The sequence below is a fragment of the Pseudonocardia sp. CA-142604 genome (genome assembly GCF_050948475.1).
GTDB classification, from domain to species: domain Bacteria; phylum Actinomycetota; class Actinomycetes; order Mycobacteriales; family Pseudonocardiaceae; genus Pseudonocardia; species Pseudonocardia alaniniphila.
In genome coordinates, this window is the sequence record NZ_CP192045.1 from 4,497,645 (window position 1) to 4,515,539 (window position 17,895).

16 protein-coding genes and 1 pseudogene are annotated in these 17,895 nt (G+C 70.2%); 12 read left to right on the top strand and 5 right to left on the bottom strand.

Going from position 1 to position 17,895, the window contains the following annotated elements:
* Positions 1 to 15 precede the first annotated feature (15 nt).
* The 6 genes from ACQPZQ_RS20320 to ACQPZQ_RS20345 all read left to right on the top strand — a co-directional run bounded on the left by ACQPZQ_RS20320 (position 16) and on the right by ACQPZQ_RS20345 (position 6,502).
* The gene (locus ACQPZQ_RS20320; RefSeq protein WP_433298168.1) at positions 16 to 1,371 is read left to right on the top strand and encodes a Rieske 2Fe-2S domain-containing protein; all 1,356 of its coding nucleotides are present in this window, start codon (positions 16 to 18) and stop codon (positions 1,369 to 1,371) included.
* Between the two features lie 135 nt (positions 1,372 to 1,506).
* On the top strand, positions 1,507 to 3,117 hold the full coding sequence (locus ACQPZQ_RS20325) for an ABC transporter substrate-binding protein (RefSeq protein WP_433298170.1): 1,611 nt from the start codon (positions 1,507 to 1,509) through the stop codon (positions 3,115 to 3,117).
* Positions 3,114 to 3,620 carry a pyridoxamine 5'-phosphate oxidase family protein gene (locus tag ACQPZQ_RS20330; RefSeq protein WP_433298172.1) on the top strand — a complete coding sequence of 169 codons (507 nt, stop codon included), beginning with the start codon at positions 3,114 to 3,116 and terminating at the stop codon, positions 3,618 to 3,620. Before ACQPZQ_RS20325 ends, ACQPZQ_RS20330 begins: the two co-directional genes overlap by 4 nt.
* A 298-nt stretch (positions 3,621 to 3,918) precedes the next feature.
* Positions 3,919 to 5,136: an acyl-CoA dehydrogenase family protein gene (locus ACQPZQ_RS20335; RefSeq protein WP_433298174.1), complete on the top strand. Its 1,218-nt coding sequence runs from the start codon at positions 3,919 to 3,921 to the stop codon at positions 5,134 to 5,136.
* Positions 5,137 to 5,183: 47 nt separating this feature from the next.
* The gene (locus ACQPZQ_RS20340; RefSeq protein ID WP_433298176.1) at positions 5,184 to 5,657 is read left to right on the top strand and encodes a MarR family winged helix-turn-helix transcriptional regulator; all 474 of its coding nucleotides are present in this window, start codon (positions 5,184 to 5,186) and stop codon (positions 5,655 to 5,657) included.
* Positions 5,654 to 6,502: an alpha/beta fold hydrolase gene (locus ACQPZQ_RS20345; protein WP_433298178.1), complete on the top strand. Its 849-nt coding sequence runs from the start codon at positions 5,654 to 5,656 to the stop codon at positions 6,500 to 6,502. The genes ACQPZQ_RS20340 and ACQPZQ_RS20345 overlap by 4 nt, the downstream gene beginning before the upstream one ends.
* A 1-nt stretch (position 6,503) precedes the next feature.
* Here ACQPZQ_RS20345 and ACQPZQ_RS20350 read toward each other — a convergent pair.
* Both ACQPZQ_RS20350 and ACQPZQ_RS20355 read right to left on the bottom strand, forming a co-directional pair.
* Positions 6,504 to 7,158 (bottom strand): annotated as a pseudogene (locus ACQPZQ_RS20350) (response regulator).
* Positions 7,155 to 8,309, bottom strand: coding sequence for a sensor histidine kinase (locus ACQPZQ_RS20355; RefSeq protein ID WP_433298180.1), 1,155 nt, complete (start codon positions 8,307 to 8,309; stop codon positions 7,155 to 7,157). The pseudogene ACQPZQ_RS20350 and the gene ACQPZQ_RS20355 overlap by 4 nt, the downstream one beginning before the upstream one ends.
* 5 nt (positions 8,310 to 8,314) lie before the next feature.
* Between ACQPZQ_RS20355 and ACQPZQ_RS20360 the strand changes: the two genes are divergently transcribed.
* Positions 8,315 to 9,112 (top strand): hypothetical protein, encoded by a 798-nt coding sequence (locus ACQPZQ_RS20360; protein WP_433298182.1) that lies wholly within the window; start codon positions 8,315 to 8,317, stop codon positions 9,110 to 9,112.
* A 6-nt stretch (positions 9,113 to 9,118) separates the two neighbouring features.
* Here ACQPZQ_RS20360 and ACQPZQ_RS20365 read toward each other — a convergent pair whose 3' ends face one another.
* A complete protein-coding gene (locus tag ACQPZQ_RS20365) occupies positions 9,119 to 9,796 on the bottom strand; it encodes a class I SAM-dependent methyltransferase (RefSeq protein WP_433298184.1) in 678 nt (225 codons plus the stop codon).
* 57 nt (positions 9,797 to 9,853) lie between these two features.
* A complete protein-coding gene (locus ACQPZQ_RS20370; RefSeq protein ID WP_433298186.1) occupies positions 9,854 to 10,690 on the bottom strand; it encodes an SAM-dependent methyltransferase in 837 nt (278 codons plus the stop codon).
* 203 nt (positions 10,691 to 10,893) lie between these two features.
* Between ACQPZQ_RS20370 and ACQPZQ_RS20375 the strand changes: the two genes are divergently transcribed.
* Entirely contained in the window at positions 10,894 to 11,784 is an 891-nt protein-coding gene (locus ACQPZQ_RS20375; RefSeq protein WP_433298187.1) for a helix-turn-helix domain-containing protein, read from the top strand.
* Positions 11,785 to 11,822: 38 nt separating this feature from the next.
* On the opposite strand, the gene ACQPZQ_RS20380 is transcribed toward ACQPZQ_RS20375, so the two are convergent.
* Positions 11,823 to 12,077, bottom strand: coding sequence for a DUF397 domain-containing protein (locus ACQPZQ_RS20380; RefSeq protein ID WP_433298189.1), 255 nt, complete (start codon positions 12,075 to 12,077; stop codon positions 11,823 to 11,825).
* 340 nt (positions 12,078 to 12,417) lie between these two features.
* On the opposite strand from ACQPZQ_RS20380, the gene ACQPZQ_RS20385 reads away from it, so the two are divergent.
* The 4 genes from ACQPZQ_RS20385 to ACQPZQ_RS20400 all read left to right on the top strand — a co-directional run bounded on the left by ACQPZQ_RS20385 (position 12,418) and on the right by ACQPZQ_RS20400 (position 17,850).
* Complete coding sequence (locus ACQPZQ_RS20385; protein WP_433298191.1) at positions 12,418 to 12,786, top strand: hypothetical protein; 369 nt, start codon at positions 12,418 to 12,420, stop codon at positions 12,784 to 12,786.
* A gap of 161 nt (positions 12,787 to 12,947) precedes the next feature.
* Positions 12,948 to 13,229 (top strand): hypothetical protein, encoded by a 282-nt coding sequence (locus ACQPZQ_RS20390; RefSeq protein WP_433298193.1) that lies wholly within the window; start codon positions 12,948 to 12,950, stop codon positions 13,227 to 13,229.
* Positions 13,226 to 14,680 carry an amidase gene (locus ACQPZQ_RS20395; RefSeq protein WP_433298195.1) on the top strand — a complete coding sequence of 485 codons (1,455 nt, stop codon included), beginning with the start codon at positions 13,226 to 13,228 and terminating at the stop codon, positions 14,678 to 14,680. The genes ACQPZQ_RS20390 and ACQPZQ_RS20395 overlap by 4 nt, the downstream gene beginning before the upstream one ends.
* Positions 14,681 to 14,709: 29 nt before the next feature.
* Complete coding sequence (locus ACQPZQ_RS20400) at positions 14,710 to 17,850, top strand: ATP-binding protein (protein WP_433298197.1); 3,141 nt, start codon at positions 14,710 to 14,712, stop codon at positions 17,848 to 17,850.
* Positions 17,851 to 17,895 lie beyond the last annotated feature (45 nt).

Consider the following 17,895-nt stretch of genomic DNA (forward strand, 5'->3'; position numbering starts at 1 on the left):
CCACACCGAAAGGGGATGACGATGCTGTCAACCGAGGACAACGAGCTACTGACCCGGGTCGGGCCGGGCACTCCCATGGGTGAGCTGTTGCGCCGTTACTGGACGCCGGCTCTGCTGATCAGCGAGGTTCCCGCGCCGGACAGTGATCCTGTTCGCGTGCGGTTGCTCGGTGAGGACCTCGTGGCGTTCCGCGACACGAACGGTCGGGTCGGCCTGGTGCAGGAGAACTGCCCGCACCGCGGTGCGTCCCTCTACTTCGGACGCAACGAGGAGTGCGGGCTGCGTTGCCCGTACCACGGCTGGAAGTTCGACGCCGACGGCGCGTGCACGGACATGCCGAGCGAGCCGCCCACGAGCGTGTTCAAGGACAAGGTCCGGATCACGGCCTACCCGACGCACGAGTCGGGCGGGATCGTGTGGACCTACATGGGCCCGGCCGACACGATGACGCCGTTCCGCGACTTCGGCAGCGACAGCCTCGAGCCCGAGCACGTGCAGGCCACGAAGATGCACTCGACGTGCAACTGGGTGCAGGCGATGGAGGGCAACCTCGACACCTCCCACATCTCCTGGCTGCACCAGTTCAACGGCGTCGACGACATCCCCGACGACGGCAGCGACAAGCCCGGCTACCCCTCCAACCCGATGTCGTGGAAGTTCTGGCGCCACGACCGCGCGCCGCGCCTGGAGGTCGAGGACACGTGGTACGGGTTCAAGTACGTCGGAATCCGGGAGACGCCCAACGGGCACACGCACGTGCGGATGAGCGCGTTCTGCTACCCGTACCACACGGTGATCGCCACCGTGCCGCTCGGCGTCCGCCACGGCATCTTCGTGCCGGTCGACGACCACAACACCCACCGCTACCTCCTCAACACCCGCCCGCTCGACAACTCCCGTGGCGTGGGTGGGGCGCCGCTGTTCTCGGTGGCGCCGTTCAAGCTCGCCCGGGCCGAGGTCGGCGGCAACGGTGTGATCCATCGCGAGTACACGGCCGAGAACGACTACGGCATCGACCGTGAGGAACAGCGCAACCTCACGTTCTCCGGTGTGGCGGAGTTCGTGAGCCAGGACCTGATGGTCACCGAGTCGATGGGCCCGATCTACGACCGCAGCCAGGAGCGGCTGGGCACCTCGGACAAGGCGATCATCCGGATGCGCCGGCTGCTGATGGCCGCGGCCAAGAGCGTGGCCGACGGTGGTGAAGCGCCCGCGACGTCGGCGGAGCACAACTACTTCGAGGTCCGATCGGCGGAGAAGATTCTCGAGGACGGCGAGGACTGGCGCGTACTCGGCACCGATGCCGACCCGCTGGTGCGGGAGATGGACGTCCACGGGGTCCGCGACCGCACTCCCATCGCAGGCTCCTGACCGTCCGCGGCTGACGTCCCCGGCGTCGGCCCGTCCCCGCCCGGTAGGCCTCGTCCGGGTGCGCACGTCGTCCTACCCGCAGCGTGGCGGGGTCGCTCGACAGCCCGCTGCCTCCACACGATCAGGAGGAGCGCAGTGATACCGATTCCTCGGCGGCGGGCTCTCGTCGTCCTCGCGGCGGGCGGGTTGGCCGTGCTGACGGCCTCGTGCGGCGCGGCGCAGGGGCCGGCCGCCGCCGGACGTCCGCCACTGGCGGCGGTGAATCCCTACGGAGGAGACCTCGCGGCCGAAGGCGAACCGCACCGAGGCGGAACGCTTCTTCTGGGGATGACCAGCGAGATCACCAGCTTCGATCCGACCGTCTACAACGGCAACGTGGCGGCGACTGCTGTGTACGACTCGCTGATGCGGATGACGCCCGGTGGCGGAGTGGAGCCCTACCTGGCGGAGTCGATGGACAGCCGCGACGGCGGCACGACGTGGCGCATGGGGCTGCGGTCCGGGGTGAGGTTCCACGACGGCACGGTCTTCGACGCGAACGCGGTGGTGGTCAACGTCCAACGGCACATCGACACCGCATCGTCGCCTGCCCACGCGGGCGCGAGCATGATCACGTCGATGCGCGCGGTGGACCCACTCACCGTGGAGTTCGTGCTCGCGCAACCGATGGGTGAGTTCGCCACCCTCTTCGCGCTGCCGTTCACGGACGGCACGCTGGGGATGGTGGTCTCGCCGGCAGCGCTCGCGAAGTACGGCGCGGACATCGGCCGCAATCCGGTGGGCGCGGGGCCGTTCAGGTTCGTCGAGTGGGTTCCCGACTCGAAGAGCGTGTTCGCCCGCAACGACGACTACTGGCAGCAGGGGATGCCCCATCTCGACGGCCTGGAGTTCCGGCCGCTGCCGGACACGGAGTCGCGGTACGCGTCGATCGCCAACGGCGACGTGGACGTCATCTTCGCCGGCTACAACCAGGAACTGGTCCGCGGTCTCGCGGATCCGAACCTGGAGGTCTACTTCGGGCCTGGCGACGGCGGGGAGTTCCTGCGATACAACTTCGCGCAGCCCCCGTTCGACGACCACCGCATGCGTGAAGCGATCATCCGCTCGATCAATCTCGATGCCCTCGGAGCGAGTCAGTACAACGGGCGGCTCATTCAGGCGAAAAGCTTGTTCGGCGACAGCAGCCCCTACCACACGCAGGCGGCCACGGACGCGTGGCCACAGTACGATCCGGAGCGGGCCAAGCAACTCATCGAGGACTACCGGTCCTCGGGTGGGAACCCCGAGTTCACCTTCACCACCACCAACAGCCGGGTCGCGTTCGCCGAGTTCGTCCAGGCGCAGATGGCGGCGGTCGGGATCACGATCGAGACCCAGTTCTACGACATCGCGCAGTTCACGTCCGCCATTGCGCAGAGCGGCAATTTCCAGCTCACGACGTGGGTCGGCGAGGTCAACTCGACATATCCCGGTGTTTCCAGGCTGCTGAGCACCGGGGGCAGCGGGAACCACGGCAGATACTCGAACCCCGAGGTCGATCGGCTGCTCGACCAGGCCGTGGTCACCACGGAGGATGCCGAGCGGACCAAGCTGTATCAGCAGGTCGAGTTGCTGTCCGGCCGGGACCTCGCGGTCGCATGGTTCAGCCGCAGCTACCGATCCACCATCACCCGTCGCGAGGTCAACGGCATGGACCGGTACCAGGCCGGAACCATGTGGTACGCCACCACCTGGCTCGATCGGTGACCGATCAGTCCGGCCTCCCCTCGATAGTGCACGATCACAACCAGGAAAGGAAAAGATTCATGGCAACGGAGTCGGGCATCGCGCTCACCGGTGAGATCGCCGAACGCATCAACAGTGCCCTGGAGAACCGCAAGCCGCTCACGGTCAGCTATGTGGGGCTCGACAATCGCCCGCACATGTCCCTGCGCGGGTCCGTTCACGTGTACGCGGTTGATCAGCTCGCGATCTGGGTGCGGCACAGCCAGGGAGGGATCGTGGATGCGATCGGCTCCAATCCCGCGATCGGGCTGCTCTACCGCGATGCGGACTCCCGTACGACCTATGTCGTCAGTGGACGTGCCCGTGTCGCCGGCGACGAGAGCATCCGGCGCGCTGTTTTCGATGCCAGCCCGAAGGTGGAGCAGGACCACGATCCCGAGCGCCTCGGGGTCGCCGTCCTGATCGATGTCGACGAGGTCAAGGGCGGCACCGTCGGCGGCGCGCAGGTCTCGATGACGCGATGACCCGCACTGGTTGAGATTGCTGCTCGCACCCGGCACGCCGGGTGTCGTATCCGGATGATTCGGCCGCCGCGGATCGACTACGCCGCGGCGGCCGCTGCCGGTGGTGCCCCCGAGAATATGATCAGCGTTTCGCCCGTAATGCTGGTGGCTGAGCGTTTGGTGCAATTCTGATTCATATATGTTACGGCCGGGTTTCTGTGAACGCCGCCCAGGTCTGTGGTTCACTGGACGCGGTCCGGATCGGCTGCGGCCGGTTTCTGGTGCCGCGCTACGGGGGTGTTTTCGGGTGGTTCGAGCCATGAACGATTCCGTATTGGAATGCGATAATCTCAACGATCCGCGCGAACGGGCCGAACTTCGCTCGGCGGCCCGGGAATTGGTGCCGCTACTCCGTTCCCATGCGGCGGAAACCGAACGACTGCGCGACCTGGCTCCTGCGGTCGACGCGGCCCTTCGTGCGGGTGGTTTCTACACGCTCACGGCGCCCCGGAAGTTCGGTGGCCGCGAAGCCGGCGTGCGCACCATCATCGAGGTGTACTCGGAACTCGGCCGTGGCTGCGGCTCGAGCGCTTGGGTGGGGAAGATCCACTGCGGTGCCGCGCACATGGCGTCGCTGTTCTGCGACGAGGCCAGGCAAGACGTCTGGGGGGAGGACGGCAGTGCTGTCGTGAGCGCGAGCCTCAACGGGTCCGCGTCCAACACGGCACACGCCGCTCCGGGTGGCTTCACGATCAGTGGCGAATGGCGTTACGCCTCCGGTGTCCACCAGGCGCAGTGGCTGGTGTGCAAGTTGGCCGTCGAGCAGGAGGGCTCCGGCGAGCAGGATCTCCGACTCGCCCTGATCCCGGCGTCCGAGGTCTCGATCGTGCGCACTTGGGACATGGCGGGCATGGAAGGCACGGGCAGCGACAGCTTCACGGTTCGAGATCTCTTCGTCCCGGCCCACCGCACCCTTCCGCTGGCGGCGTTGGATGATTCGCCGCGTTCCCAGGACGACGTGGAGAGCGTCTACCGCGCGTCCGTGCCGTCGATGCTCGGGCTGTCGGTCGCAGGTCCGGTCATCGGGATGGCTCGTGGCGCGCTGGAGCACGTCATGTCGATGCTGGAACAAGGCAGGCCGGTGACCGGCACGACCTACACCAACGCCATCGACTTCCCGAGCGTCCAGCTGGCCGTTGCGGACGTCGCTTCGCTGATCGACACGGCCGAGCTGCACGCCTATCGGGCCGCCGACGACGTCGAGGCCGCGTCGCTTCGCGGTGAGCGCCTGGACGTGGCCGCTCGTGCCCGGATCAGGATGGATACGGGTGTCGTCATGCTCCGATGCCGCGAGGCGGTCGAACGGCTTCTCGATCTGGGCGGGACATCGGCCTTCGCACGCACCAACGCTCTCCAGCGGTACTGGCGCGACCTCGCCACCGCCACGAGGCACGCGTTGGTGTCGCCGTCCCTGAACAGGGAGATCTACGGGCGGGCGCTCCTCGGCATCACGGAACAGCACGTCCCGGTCGTCTAGCCACATCAGATTGACATCATCGATGTCAATCTGACACCGTCGGTTCCATGTCGGCCGACGCTCGCCAGCTCTACGCGGTGCTTCGCTACGTCCGGCCGTTGCACCTGCTGTCGGCCAGGGCCGTCACTGCTGCGCTCGCCGACGAGCAGATCACCATGGGCGTCCGCGCACTGCTGGAGACCATCGACGCCGGGGGCGCCGCCCCGGTTCCGGCGATCGGTCGCACACTGTCGATGCCGCGGCAGGTGATCCAGCGTCTCGTCGACCAGGCGCTGGTGCTGGGCCTCGTGGCCACCGAGCCGAACCCGGCGCACAAGCGGTCGCCGCTCGTCAGCCTCACCGAAGCCGGGCGAGCGGCGTTCGACCGCATTCACGAGGCGGAGCTGCGCAACCTCGCCTCGATCGCGTCCGGGCTCGACCCGGACGACATCGTCGCGGCCATTCGCGTGCTCGACGCGCTCGCCACCGGTGTCACCCGGTTGACCAGCGACATCCCCCCGATCAGCGAGGAGTTGTCATGACCGGCACGATCCTGACCGGCACGGTTCCCGTCGAGGGTGGCCACATCGCGTACGAGCTGACCGGGGAGGGCTCCCCGCTGGTGTTCCTCCACGGCGGCGCGATGGACATGCGCATGTGGGAGCCGCAGCTCGCGCTCGCTGCCGATCACACGGTCGTCCGGCTCGACGCGCGCGGGCACGGTTCGTCGTCGACGCCGACTGTGCCGTTCCGGCAGTGCGACGATGTCGCGGCCGCGCTGCACGGGCTCGGGATCGGGTCAGCCGTGCTCGTCGGGCTCTCGATGGGCGCCGCCACGGCGTTGGACACCGCGCTGGAGCACCCTGCGCTCGTCACGGCGGTCGTCTCGTGCGGCGCCGGCGCGAGCAGCATGGCGCCCCTCGACGAGCGGATGTTCAGCGACCCGTGGAGCCGCGGGCGCCTCGCCGCACTCGCCGCGGCGCAGGCCGCCTTCGACGCGCGGGCCTGGACCGAGGCGTTCCTCGAGCTCGGGCTCGTCGGCCCGTACCGGGAGTTCTCCGACGTCGCCCCCGCGGTCGTCGCGCTGTGCCGGGAGATGATCAGCGACACGCTGACGACGCACGTCCTGCACGGCGGGCCGCCGCCGACCCCGTCGCCGACCCCCGTCGCCGACGCCGCCCGGCGGGCCGCAAAGATCGCGGTGCCGGTGCTCGGAGTGGTCGGTGCGATCGACTCTCCCGACCACGTCCGCATGGTCCGCGAGCTCGTCGACATCGTGCCGACGGGGCGGCTCGCCGTCATCGAGAACTCCGGGCACATGCCCAACCTCGACCAGCCCGACCTGTTCAACGACACCCTGCGCAGGTTCCTCACCGCCGTCGCGTAGCTCAGTCTCCCGGCTTCACGAGACCGTGCTCGTAGGCGTAGATCACCGCCTGCACCCGATCGCGCAGGCCCAGCTTCATGAGCACCCGGGCGACGTGCGTCTTGACCGTTGCGTCGCCGACCACGAGCTCGACGGCGATCTCGGCGTTGGACCGGCCGCGGGCGAGCATGCGCAGCACCTCCTGCTCGCGCGTGGTGAGCCGGTCCAGCTCGGCGGGCCGGCCACCGTGGTCGCGCGCGGGGAGCGTCGCGAAGGCGGTGATGACGCGGCGGGTGACGAGAGGGTCCAGCAGGGCGCCGCCGTCGGCGGCAATCCGGATGGCGTCGACCAGACGCTCGGGCGGGGCGACCTTGAGCAGGAAAGGCGCCGAGCCGCAGCGCGGCATGCACGTTCTCGTCGTGGTCGAACGTGGTGAGAACGACGACGCGGACCGCGGGATGCGCATCGAGGATTCGCTCGGTCGCCGCGAGACCGTCGAGCCCCGGCATGCGAACGTCCATCAGGACGACGTCGGGTCGCAGCCCGTCGGTCGCCGCTACCGCGGCGGCGCCGTCGGCAGCCTCCCCGACGACCGTGATGTCCGGTTCGGTTTCCAGGATCAGGCGCAGTCCGGCGCGGACCATCGCCTCGTCGTCGGCGAGCAGGACGCGGATCATGCGCGGGGTACCGGCAGCCGCGCGCACACCGACCAGCCGCCGTCCGGACCGGCGCCGGTCACCAGTTCACCGTCGTACATGCTCACCCGTTCCTGCATCCCGGTCAGCCCGTGGCCGGGTTGCCCGCCCGGTCCGCCGGGGCCGTCGTCGGCGACGGACACCGTCAACTCGGTGTCCTCGTAACGCACCACGACGCTGGCCCGGGCCGGTCCGGCGTGCTTGAGCACGTTGGTGAGTGCCTCCTGCACGATGCGGTAGGCCGCGAGGTCGAGCCCGCCCGGCAGCGTCCGCGGCTCGCCCTCGACGCGCAGGTCGACCAGGAGCCCGGCGGCGCGGACGCGTTCCGCCAGCTGCTCGACCTGTCCCAACCGGGGTGGCGGCGTGAGCCCGTGCTCCGGCGACCCCTCCGACTGGTCCGGCTCGGAGGCGAGTGCTCGCAACACACCGACCACACGGTGCAGCTCGGCGACCGCCTCCCGGCCGAGGTCTTCCACCGTGCGCAGCACGTCGGTCTCACGGTCGTGGCCCCCGCCGACGGTCAGGCTTCTCCGCACACCTCCCACCTGCAGCGTCATCACGCTGACGATGTGGGCGACCGCGTCGTGGAGCTCGCGCGCGATCCGGCTCCGCTCGACGCGAACGGCCTCGTCGGCACGCGCCTCGCGTTCCAGCGCGAGCTGAGCGGCGACCGCTGCGAGCTCGGCGCTGCGCTCCTGCTCGCGGCGCACGAGGCGGCCGATCCCCCAGGCGGTGCCGATGCCCAGCAGCAATGCGATCACGTCCCACGGCCGGTCGCCCAGCACGCTCAGGGCACCGAACGCGACGAACGTGCCGGTCGCGGCTGCGATCCCAGCGCCGTACGAACACCGCTGCGCCACGCTGCTCAGTGCGACCAGGAGTCCGAGCCCCATGGAGGCGGTGAGCATGGTCCCGGTGGACGGCACCTCCGACGTGGCGAAGACCAGTACGGCCAGTCCGAATCCCGGCAGTGGTGCGCGGGTGCGCAGCAGCATCGCGGCGGCACCGATGAGCACCAAGGCGACGGCGGGCACGACCTGCGTTTCGTCCTGTGCTCCCACGACGAGCTCGGTGATCCCGCCGACGGCCAGCGCGGCGGCGAAGGCCGAGTCGACCATCGTCGGGGAGCGCATGCGCGGTGACGCTAGCGGAGCCTGCGTCCGCCGACGTCCGCCCCACGGGCGATCTCGTCGCGGAGATCTCTCCACCGCGCGGAGGACCGTCGGATCCGGACCGGGAAGGACGACGAACGGCAGGGGAGCCCGGCACTCTCGTCGCCGCCCGCCGGCACGCGGCGGTCGCGAACGAGAAGGAGCAACAGATGGGCAGCGCGACGATCCGGGCCTGCGGCGCGGCGGTCGCTCTCGGCGGGGTGATCTGGGGGACGGCGGGCCTCATCGCACCGACAACCGACGGAGTGGTGCGACCGGTCGAGGTGTGGGCCAGTGGGGCGTTCCTGCTCGGTGTGATCGCGCTGGTGAGCGTGGTGAGAGCTACCCGTGCCACGGGTGACGGGAGGTGGGCGGGCGGCCTCCTCGCGGCCGAGCTCGTCATGCTCGCGCTCGCAGCGCTCTCGACGGTGATCACACCGACGTCGCCGGACTACGAACTCGCCGGTGCGCTGCTGGTGCTCGACACGGCATGGCCGTTGAGCATGCTCGGACTTGTCGCGATCGCAGGCGCGGTCGTCGCTCGCCGCAGGTGGCCGGCCCGGACGCGTTGGCTGATGCTCGCCACGAGCCTGTGGTTGCCGGTCGGTTTCGTCGCGCCCGACGCGGTGACCTCGGTCTATCTCATCGTCGTGCCGCTGCTGCTCGGTGCCGCGATCATCGGTGAGGTTGCTCCGCGTCACGGCCGCACGCCCGGCAGCGGTCACGACGAGCAGCACCGAGCGGAGGGCTCGCGCGGGTCAGGTCTGGAGAAGCCGTTGCTCTGACCGCGATCACGACGTCGATCGGCCCGGCCGTGGAGGTCCGCTGAGACGGATGATCTGGATCTGCGGCAAGCGGCTGGGCGATGCCTCGACGAACCGCCATGTCGCCGTGGCGGCCTCCAGGAACTCGTCGGTCAGCGGACGCTGCGGGTCGGTGATCCAGGCTTCGCCCTCGTCGTCGACCAGCCGGGGGAGCAGGGTGAGCAGCTCGTCGACGTTGCGCTGCCCGTAGAGCACGTCGGAAGCCAGCACGAGCCGCCACGGCCCCCGGTCGATGAGTGGGGCCGGGTCGGCCCACGAGCACACGGCCGTCTCCACGGACACCCCGTTGCTCTCGGCGTTGACGGCGGCGAACGTGACGGCATCGGCCGAGCGATCGGTCGCCAGCACGCGGGCCCCGGCCAGCGCGGCGGCGATGGACGGAAGACCCAGACCGCATCCCAGCTCGAGCACCGGCACACCGCGCCAGTCCTGTGCGGACACGGCGTACGCGAGTTCGACGCCGCTCGGCCACAGCTCAGCCCAGTACGGCGGGTAGGCCTCGTCGGCGGCAATGTCCTCTTCGTACAGCAGCGCCGCGGGATCACGCGGGTGCACGAACTCGATCCGCCCGCGTCGCAGCGTGATCGACCCGGCCACGAGGTCCAGCCGGGGGTCGCCTGTGCTCGGCGGTGAACGGTCCGTCATCCGAGCCAGTCTGCACTGGTCATGGGTGGTATGGCGATTTCGGGGTTTGCGTGAGCGTCAGGGCTTTCGGCCGACGGCGCCGACGATGCAGTACTGAACAGGAGCCATCGGCTTCACGTGCGGACCGTCGGGCCACCAGTCCGTACACCGCACCAAACCGGGTTCGACCAGTTCGAGCCCGTGCAACATGCTCTCGATCTGAGCTTTCGTGCGGAAGGCTCCACTGCCCATCGGGCTGTGGATGAAAATCTCTTCCATCTTTCGCGCGAGGCCGCTGTATTCGGACGTCTCGGGGTCGAAGAAGTGGCTGAGTGCGACATACGATCCGGACGGCAGGGCCTCGATGTACTCCTGCATGATCTCGCCGTACCGCTCGCCCGTGTAGTGGTGCATCGTGCCGCACTGGTGGAGCGCAATGGGCTGCGAGAAGTCGAGATGCTTGCGCACCACCTCGTTCTCGAGCACGTCTCTCGGCTCGAAGATGTCGGCAGCGATGAGGTGTGTCTGGTCGTTCTCCTCGAGCAGGGCTCGGCCGTGAGCCAGCACCACCGGGTCGTTGTCGACGTAGACGACACGCGAATCGGGGGCCAGCCGCTGCGCGACCTGGTGGGTGTTCTCCGCGGTGGGCAGGCCGGAGCCGCAGTCCAGATACTGGGTGATGCCGGTCTGGCTCGCGATGAAGCGGGTGGCGCGGATGAGGAACTCGCGGTTGTCCCACCCCAGCAGAGTGGCCTCCGGCGCAACCTGCTGGATCCGGCGCAGGACCTCACGGTCGATCTCGTAGTTGTCCTTGCCGTTGAGGAAAGCGTCGTAGACCCGGGCGACACTCGCCTTCGACACGTCGATATAAGGCGGAACGACTTCGTGGGAAGCGGGAGCCTCAGCACCAGGCATACGTGCCTCACTACGTGGTTGGTCGTGGCCCGCAATCTCGCTCGGGCGGTGCGAGTGTAGGGCAAGGGGTCACCCAGATGAACCTCAGCCGAAACTTCTGCCACTGGCATCGTCGCGTGTACGGTTCACCGGCGGGTAGGGCACGGCCCTCCGTCCGCCGCGAGAGAGGTGGAGAGTTCCGACGGCTCGAACGGGAGGAGCGGATGGTCGAACGCGGCCAATCCGAGACCGGCGCGAGCGGCGAACCCACTCGCGGATCCACCGCCCGGCGCATCGTGCTCGGAGCCCAGCTTCGGCGCCTCCGGGAGGCTGCGGGACTCTCCCGGTCCGAGGCCGGCTACGTCATCCGCGCGTCCGACTCGAAGCTCTCCCGCCTCGAGCTCGGGAGGGTCGCGTTCAAGGAACGCGACGTGTCCGACCTGCTGATCACCTACGGCGTCGAGGACGCCGCGGAGCGCGAGGCCTTCCTCGAGATGGTCCGGCAGGCCAACCAGCCCGGCTGGTGGCGCCGGTACAACGACGTGATGCCCGGCTGGTTCCACGACTTCGTGGGCCTGGAGGAGTCGGCCGAGCGCATCCAGGCCTACGAGCTGCAGTTCGTCCCGGGTCTGCTGCAGACCGAGGAGTACGCACGGTCGATCATGACCCGCGGGCGGCCCGAGCACGCACCCGCCGACACCGAGCGCCGCATCGCGCTACGGATGCAGAGGCAGAAGATCCTCACGGGCGTGCACCCCACGAAGCTGTGGGTGGTGATCGACGAGTCCGTGCTGCACCGCCCGATCGGTGGCCGGCGCGTGCTCCGGGAACAGCTCAACCATCTGCTCGAAGCGTCGCGCCAGCCCAACATCACGGTGCAGGTCGTGCCGAACGCCCTCAGCGGCTACGCGGCGGAGGGCCCGTTCATGATCCTGCGCTTCGCGGAGCCCGAACTCCCTGACGTCGTCTACATCGAGCACCTCAGCGGTGCGCTGTATCTCGACAGTCAGGAGGAGATCGAGACGTACAGCCGGTCGATCGACCGCCTGTCCGTGGACGCCGAGACGCCCGACCGGTCGCGTCAGTTGCTCAGCAAGGTGATCTCGGAGATCTGAGCCGGACGTATGACACGTCCGGCGCCGGTTCGTCCCCCTCACGTGATGGCGCTGCCGGGACCGGCGGGCACGGCGAACTCACCGTGCTGTGCGCCGGTCAGGAACGCCGACCATTCGGCGGCGGTGAAGACGAGCGCGGGCCCCGAGGGATGGCGGGAATGGCGCACGGCCACGTCGCCGGAGTCCAGCGTCGCAACCTCCACGCAGGCGTTCTGGCCGCTGAAGCTGCTCTTTCGCCATGTGGCGGCACGAAGTCGTTCTGCGGACCAGCCGCTGAGATCCTCGTTCGGCATTGATCATCTCCGCTCGTGCAGAGTCAGTAGGCCGGGGAGAACGTAGCATCGTGCATATGCACGTGCATATGCACGGTGGACGCCGTACGTGCGCCCGCACGTGACAGTTGTATAGGGCGCTGGACGGCCTTGAGATGAATGTTCAACTACTGGATTCATGCAGCTCAGAGCTGGAGTTTGGGCGCCTTGACATCCCGCGACTCGGCGCTCGGATCACCCGGCGGATTGGTTCTTGTTCCTTCTTGATCGTGCACATGCAGCTGCATCTTGCATATGCATCCCGTGAGCGGCACACTGCCAACGGTGTAAGTCACTGTGGTGATCCGTGCGCATACCCTCCGTGACAACTGGGAACGCGCTGCTGCACCACACGATGGAGACGAAACGACGAGGGCTGACACGGAGTGAATGCCCGCGGCTGCCGCTGCACGATTCGTGGCGCCGGGCGGGCCTCGCGCACGAGCCGACAGGGGGCGTCCACGTGGCGGAGCAGTCGAGGTCCGACCAGATTCAGAGCATCGCCGAGATACTCGCGGCCACGTATTCTGCCGGCGCTCTGCGCCGGATCCTGGTCGAGCACAGCGCCGACTCCACCGGCCACTGCCGCGGCTGCCGGTATCCGACCACTGCAGCGCCCGTATGGCCGTGCCGGCTCTGGGAGATCGGCAAGGAGACCGAACGGATCATGAGCGCGGGCCGACTCGCGTAGAGCGGCCGTTCGGCCGTCCCGTCGCGGGCATCCCACCCGCCGGCAGCTCTCCTCTGTGCGCTTCAGCCGTACCGGCCCGGTCACGTCGTGCGAGCCTTTCGCACACCGATCTCACGCCCTAGGAGCAACGGACCGCCGGTCCGCTCACGGGAGGGATCACGATGTTCCTGGGCGCCTACCATTTCGACGGGCACGCAGACGATCTGCTGCCCGCGTACCACCGACTGCTCGAGGGTTTGCCGCCGGGCGCGGTGCAGCTACAGCTCTGCGTCGGCACCGCGCGTGGGTTGACCCTTTTCGACACCTGCCCGTCCCGCGCGGAGTTCGAGGCGTTCAGCGGGGGAGATGCCCTCCGCGCGGCACTCGCGGCGGCCGGACTGCCGCAGCCGCGGGTGGAGCAGGTCGGGGACGTGCAGCACTCCGTTGTGGGGGCCATGCGATGACCGTCGAGACGATGGGCCCGGCGGCGGAGATCGCGATGCTGGACGCGACGGGCCAGGCCGAACTGGTGCGCCGGGGTGAGGTGACACCGCTGGAGCTGGTGGACTGGGCGATCGAGCGGATCGAGCGGTTGAACCCGCTGATCAACGCGGTGGTCACCCCGACGTACGAACGTGCGCGGGCCAGGGCGCGGGCCGTGCCGGAGGGCCCCTTCACCGGAGTCCCCTTCCTGTTGAAGGATCTGATCGCCGAGGAGGAGGGCGTTCCGCTGAGCTCCGGCTCGGCGTTCCTGCGCGGCTACGTGTCCGGGCACACCTCCGAGCTGGTCAAGAGGCTGCAGGCGGCGGGGCTCGTGATGCTGGGCAAGACGAGCACCCCTGAGTTCGGAATGGTGCCGACCTGCGAGCCGGCTCGTTTCGGGGTGACGCGCAACCCGTGGAACCCCGACCGCTCGACGAGCGGGTCGTCGGGCGGATCGGCTGCCGCGGTGGCATCGGGGATGGTGCCGATGGCGCACGGCAATGATCTGTCCGGATCGCTGCGCTTCCCGGCTTCCGCCTGCGGCCTGTTCGGGTTAAAGCCGACACGTGCGCGGGTGCCGCTGGGACCGCAGTACGGCGACATGGTCAATGGGTGGATCGCCGAGCACGCGATGACGGTCTCGGTGCGGGACAGCGCCGCACTGCTCGACGCCACCGCAGGCGCGGAGCCCGGCGACCCCTACCCCGCCCCGGCCCAGGCAGGGCCGTTCGCCGCCGAGGTCGGTGCCGACCCACGGAGGCTGCGCATCGCGTACACGCCGCGGACGGCAGGTGGCGAGCTCGGCCACCCCGACTGCGTCGCGGCGCTCATGGACGCGGTGACGCTGTGCGCCGAGCTGGGCCACGAGGTCGTCGAAGCGGACATGCCCGGTCTCGAGCAGGCCGGTGACGCGATCGGCACCGTCTTCAACGCGACTCTGGCGTGGCTGATCGGAACGTGGATCCGCCGTCTCGGCCGGGAGCCCGGGCCGCATGAGCTGGAGCCGATCACCCGCGTCTCGTGGGAGGCAGCTCGCGGTACCACCGGTGGGGAGTACCTGCTGGCCGTGGAGCGCCTGCAGGTCTTCGCCCGTGGCGTGGCGCGCTTCCTCAGCGGGGTCGACATGTGGCTCACCCCGACGATGTCGGAGCCGCCGGCGCCGCTCGGGCAGATCATGTCCACACCGGACGATCCGCTGCGCGCGTACCGCCGTGGCGGACGCACGGTCGAGTACCCCGCGGTGGTCGCCAACATCACCGGCAACCCGGCGATGTCGGTGCCGTTGTGGCACAACGCCGACGGACTGCCGATCGGCGTGCACTTCCTCGGTAGGTTCGGTGCCGAGGCCACCCTGTTCCGGCTGGCCGGACAGCTCGAGCGGGCGAGGCCATGGGCCGGTCGCACGCCCGCGGTGCACGCTTCGCGGCACTGAACACGATCAGGGAGGAGGCGGCGCGCGCGGTGACCTCGTATCCGCTGGTGGGCCGGTCGGAGGCGGTTGCCGAGATCGAGGCGGTGCTGGCGGCGGGCCGAGCGGGGCGCGGCACGCTGGTGCTGGTCACGGGGGAGGCCGGAGTCGGCAAGTCGCGGCTGGCGCAGGAGGCCGTGGCGCGGGCCGCCGGTTACCGCACCGCATGGCACGGGTGCGAGCCGGCCGCCGCGGCGTTCCGGCCGTGGGCGCGGCTGCTGCGCACGGTCGTGCCCGACAGCGCCGACATGTTCCCGGACGGCGGCCCGGCGACCGAGGGCATGCGGGAGCGGATGTTCGACGACGTCGTCGATCTGCTGGCGACATCGGCCGCCGACACGCCGCTGCTCTTGGTGTTCGACGACGTGCACGACGCCGACGCCTCGTCCTTGGAACTGCTCGGTCATGTGGCCCGGCAGCTGCGCGCGACCCATGTGGTCATCCTCGCGACGTCCCGCGACGGGGAGGCGGCCTGGCAGGGGCGGGGCCGGATCCGTGGCGAGCTGGTCCGAGCGGGCCGGTCGCTGCCGTTGGCGACGTTGTCCACCGGCGATGTTGCGCAGCTCATGGCCGCGTCGGGGTCGTCGCCCCAGCCCGACACGTTGCGTGTGGTCGCCCAGCGCACCGGCGGTAGCCCGCTGCTGGTCACCGAGCTGGTGACGTTCCTGCGCAGCCGGGGCGGGCTGGGCGACCCGGTCACCGCGCTGGCCGTGCCGGAGTCGGTGCGGGCACTGGTGGCGGGGCGGCTCGCGCGCCTCCCCGTTCCCAGCGCGGAGGCCGTTGCAGCGGCCGCGGCAGTCGGCCGGGACGTCGACATCGCAACCCTCTCCGCGCTGACCAGGACCGGGCCCGACGAGCTGGACCGGCTCCTCGACCCCGCGCGAGCCGAGGCGTTGATCGTCGACGCGGGGCCGGGCCGGGTGGCGTTCGGGCACGACCTCCTGCGGGACGCCGTCCACCGCGCCCTTCCGGTGGGCGAGCGACAGGCGCTGCACGGCCGGATCGCCACAGAGCTCGCGCGCTCGGAGGCGGACCCGGCGGTGATCGCCCATCATCTCCTGCAGGCCGGCCCGGAGCACCGGGTTCAGGCGGCGGGCTCGGCCGCGCAGGCCGGTGAGCGCGCCGCGGCGGTCGCCGCCTATGAGGACGCCGCCCAGTGGTACGCGCGGGCGGCCGCCGCGCTCGAGGGCGGAACCGACGGCGCTCCGCCTGCGCGCCGGGCCGACATGTTGGTCGCTCAGGGGGAGGCGCTGGTGGCGGCGGGCGACCCGGCGACGGCACGGGGGGCGTTCAGGGAGGCGGCCGGGCTGGGCCGGCGGCTCGGGTCGGCGACGCTGGTGGCCAGGGCGGCGCTCGGACTCGCCGGTGGGGTCGGGTTCGAGGTCGCGCTGCTCGACGGTGAGCAGGTCGACCTGCTCACCGAGGCCCGCGCCGCGCTCGCCGAGCAGGAGACGGTGCTCCGGTCGTTGACGGCGGCCCGGCTGTCGGTGGCACTCACCCTGCTGGCGAGCGAGGAGCGCCGCGCCGAGCTGAGCGAGGAGGCCGTCACGCTCGCCCGCGCGTCCGGCGACGACGACGCGCTCGGCCAGGCACTCGCCGCTCGCTGTGACGTGCTGGCCGGGCCCGAGCACAGCCGGTCGCGGGCGGAATGGGCGAGTGAGATCGTCGCGACGGCGGCCCGCAGGCGCTCACCCGCGCTGGAGCTGCTGGGCCGGAGGTTCCGCCTGGTGGCGCTGCTCGAGGTCGGGGACGTCGTCGGCGCCCATGCCGAGGCGCAGGCGTACGCGGTCACGGCCGCGGGCCTGCGGCAGCCGGCCTACGCCTGGTACGTCCCGATGTGGCAGGGCATGCGCGCGTTGTCCGAGGGACGGATCGCCGACTGCGAGGCGCATCTCGCCGACGCCGAGCGGCTCGGCCGTGGCGCGGGCAGTGACAATGCACAGGCGCTCGTCCTGACCTCGCGCTGGTGTCTTCTCACCGAGCTGGACGACCAGCCGGGCATCACCGAGCTGTTCGCCGCGGTGGACCTCAGCGGCTTCGCCGGCGTGTGGCCCTTCGTGACCATGGCGCACGTCGCCGCTCACCAGGGCCGGGCCGGTGAGGCGGCAGCCCGGCTGGACGCGGTCACGCCCCAGCTCACCGCCGCGCCGCGCGATTCCGAGTGGCTGCCGATGATGGCCCAGCTGGCCGAGACCGTCGGGACGATCGGTCGTCATCCGGTGGCCCGCTGGGCGTACGACCAGCTGCTTCCGTTGGCCGGGCTGTTCGTCGTCGAGGGCATCGGTGCCGCCCTCCGCGGGCCGGTGCATCGACATCTCGGCATCCTCGCCGCCGCCGGCGGCGAGACGGCCACCGCGGCAGGCCATTTCGACCGTGCGCTGGAGCAGGCCTGGGGGATCGGTGCCACCCTGCTGGTCGCCCGCACTCTTCGCGACGCCGGCTTGGCGCTCTCGGATCCCGCCCGGCTGGCCGAGGCACGGGATCTCTACCGCGCGCTGGGCGTCACGAGACGTGCCGACGAGCTGGGATCTGCCACGGAGGGCGGCGGGGCGGACGGGCTCGGCGCGTCGGACAACCTGTTCCGGCGCGAGGGCGAGTTCTGGACACTGCGGTACCAGCGCCGGGAGGTCCGGCTGCGCGACAGCAAGGGCCTGCGGGACCTGGCCGTGCTGCTCGCGGCTCCGGGCCGGGAGTTCCCCGCCATCGAGCTCGCCGCTGCGCCGTCGGCCACCGCGGCGGCAGTGGTACCGGTCGGCGAGCTGCACGAGCCGGGCGACCTGGGGGAGGTCGTCGACGCCACCGCCCGGGCGGCCTATCGGCGGCGGCTTCTGGAGCTCGACCAGGAGGAGACGGAAGCAGACGCCCGCGGCGACCAGGAGCGTTCTGTCGCGCTCTCCGCGGAACGCGAGGCGCTGGTGGCCCAGCTGTCGGCGGCCTACGGCCTCGGGGGCAGGGTCCGCCGGGCCGGGCAGCCGGCCGAACGTGCGCGTACCGCGGTCACCGCACGGATTCGCGACGTGATGCGCCGGATCGAATCCGTGCATCCCGAGCTGGGCGCGCATCTGCGGCACTCGGTGAGCACCGGCACGTTGTGCAGCTACCGGCCCGAGTCGCCGACGACGTGGCGTTCGTAGTTCCCACACATCGTGTCCTTCGATCTCACGCCTCATGAGTGAGCC

What these genes read in the sequence shown, in the direction of transcription:
- ACQPZQ_RS20380 (WP_433298189.1), bottom strand. Translation starts at nt 12,077, where the DNA reads ATGCCGAACGAGGATCTCAGCGGCTGGTCCGCAGAACGACTTCGTGCC.
- ACQPZQ_RS20320 (WP_433298168.1), top strand. Translation starts at nt 16, where the DNA reads ATGACGATGCTGTCAACCGAGGACAACGAGCTACTGACCCGGGTCGGG.
- ACQPZQ_RS20375 (WP_433298187.1), top strand. Translation starts at nt 10,894, where the DNA reads ATGGTCGAACGCGGCCAATCCGAGACCGGCGCGAGCGGCGAACCCACT.
- ACQPZQ_RS20395 (WP_433298195.1), top strand. Translation starts at nt 13,226, where the DNA reads ATGACCGTCGAGACGATGGGCCCGGCGGCGGAGATCGCGATGCTGGAC.
- ACQPZQ_RS20335 (WP_433298174.1), top strand. Translation starts at nt 3,919, where the DNA reads ATGAACGATTCCGTATTGGAATGCGATAATCTCAACGATCCGCGCGAA.
- ACQPZQ_RS20345 (WP_433298178.1), top strand. Translation starts at nt 5,654, where the DNA reads ATGACCGGCACGATCCTGACCGGCACGGTTCCCGTCGAGGGTGGCCAC.
- ACQPZQ_RS20390 (WP_433298193.1), top strand. Translation starts at nt 12,948, where the DNA reads ATGTTCCTGGGCGCCTACCATTTCGACGGGCACGCAGACGATCTGCTG.
- ACQPZQ_RS20370 (WP_433298186.1), bottom strand. Translation starts at nt 10,690, where the DNA reads ATGCCTGGTGCTGAGGCTCCCGCTTCCCACGAAGTCGTTCCGCCTTAT.
- ACQPZQ_RS20365 (WP_433298184.1), bottom strand. Translation starts at nt 9,796, where the DNA reads ATGACGGACCGTTCACCGCCGAGCACAGGCGACCCCCGGCTGGACCTC.
- ACQPZQ_RS20355 (WP_433298180.1), bottom strand. Translation starts at nt 8,309, where the DNA reads ATGCGCTCCCCGACGATGGTCGACTCGGCCTTCGCCGCCGCGCTGGCC.
- ACQPZQ_RS20340 (WP_433298176.1), top strand. Translation starts at nt 5,184, where the DNA reads ATGTCGGCCGACGCTCGCCAGCTCTACGCGGTGCTTCGCTACGTCCGG.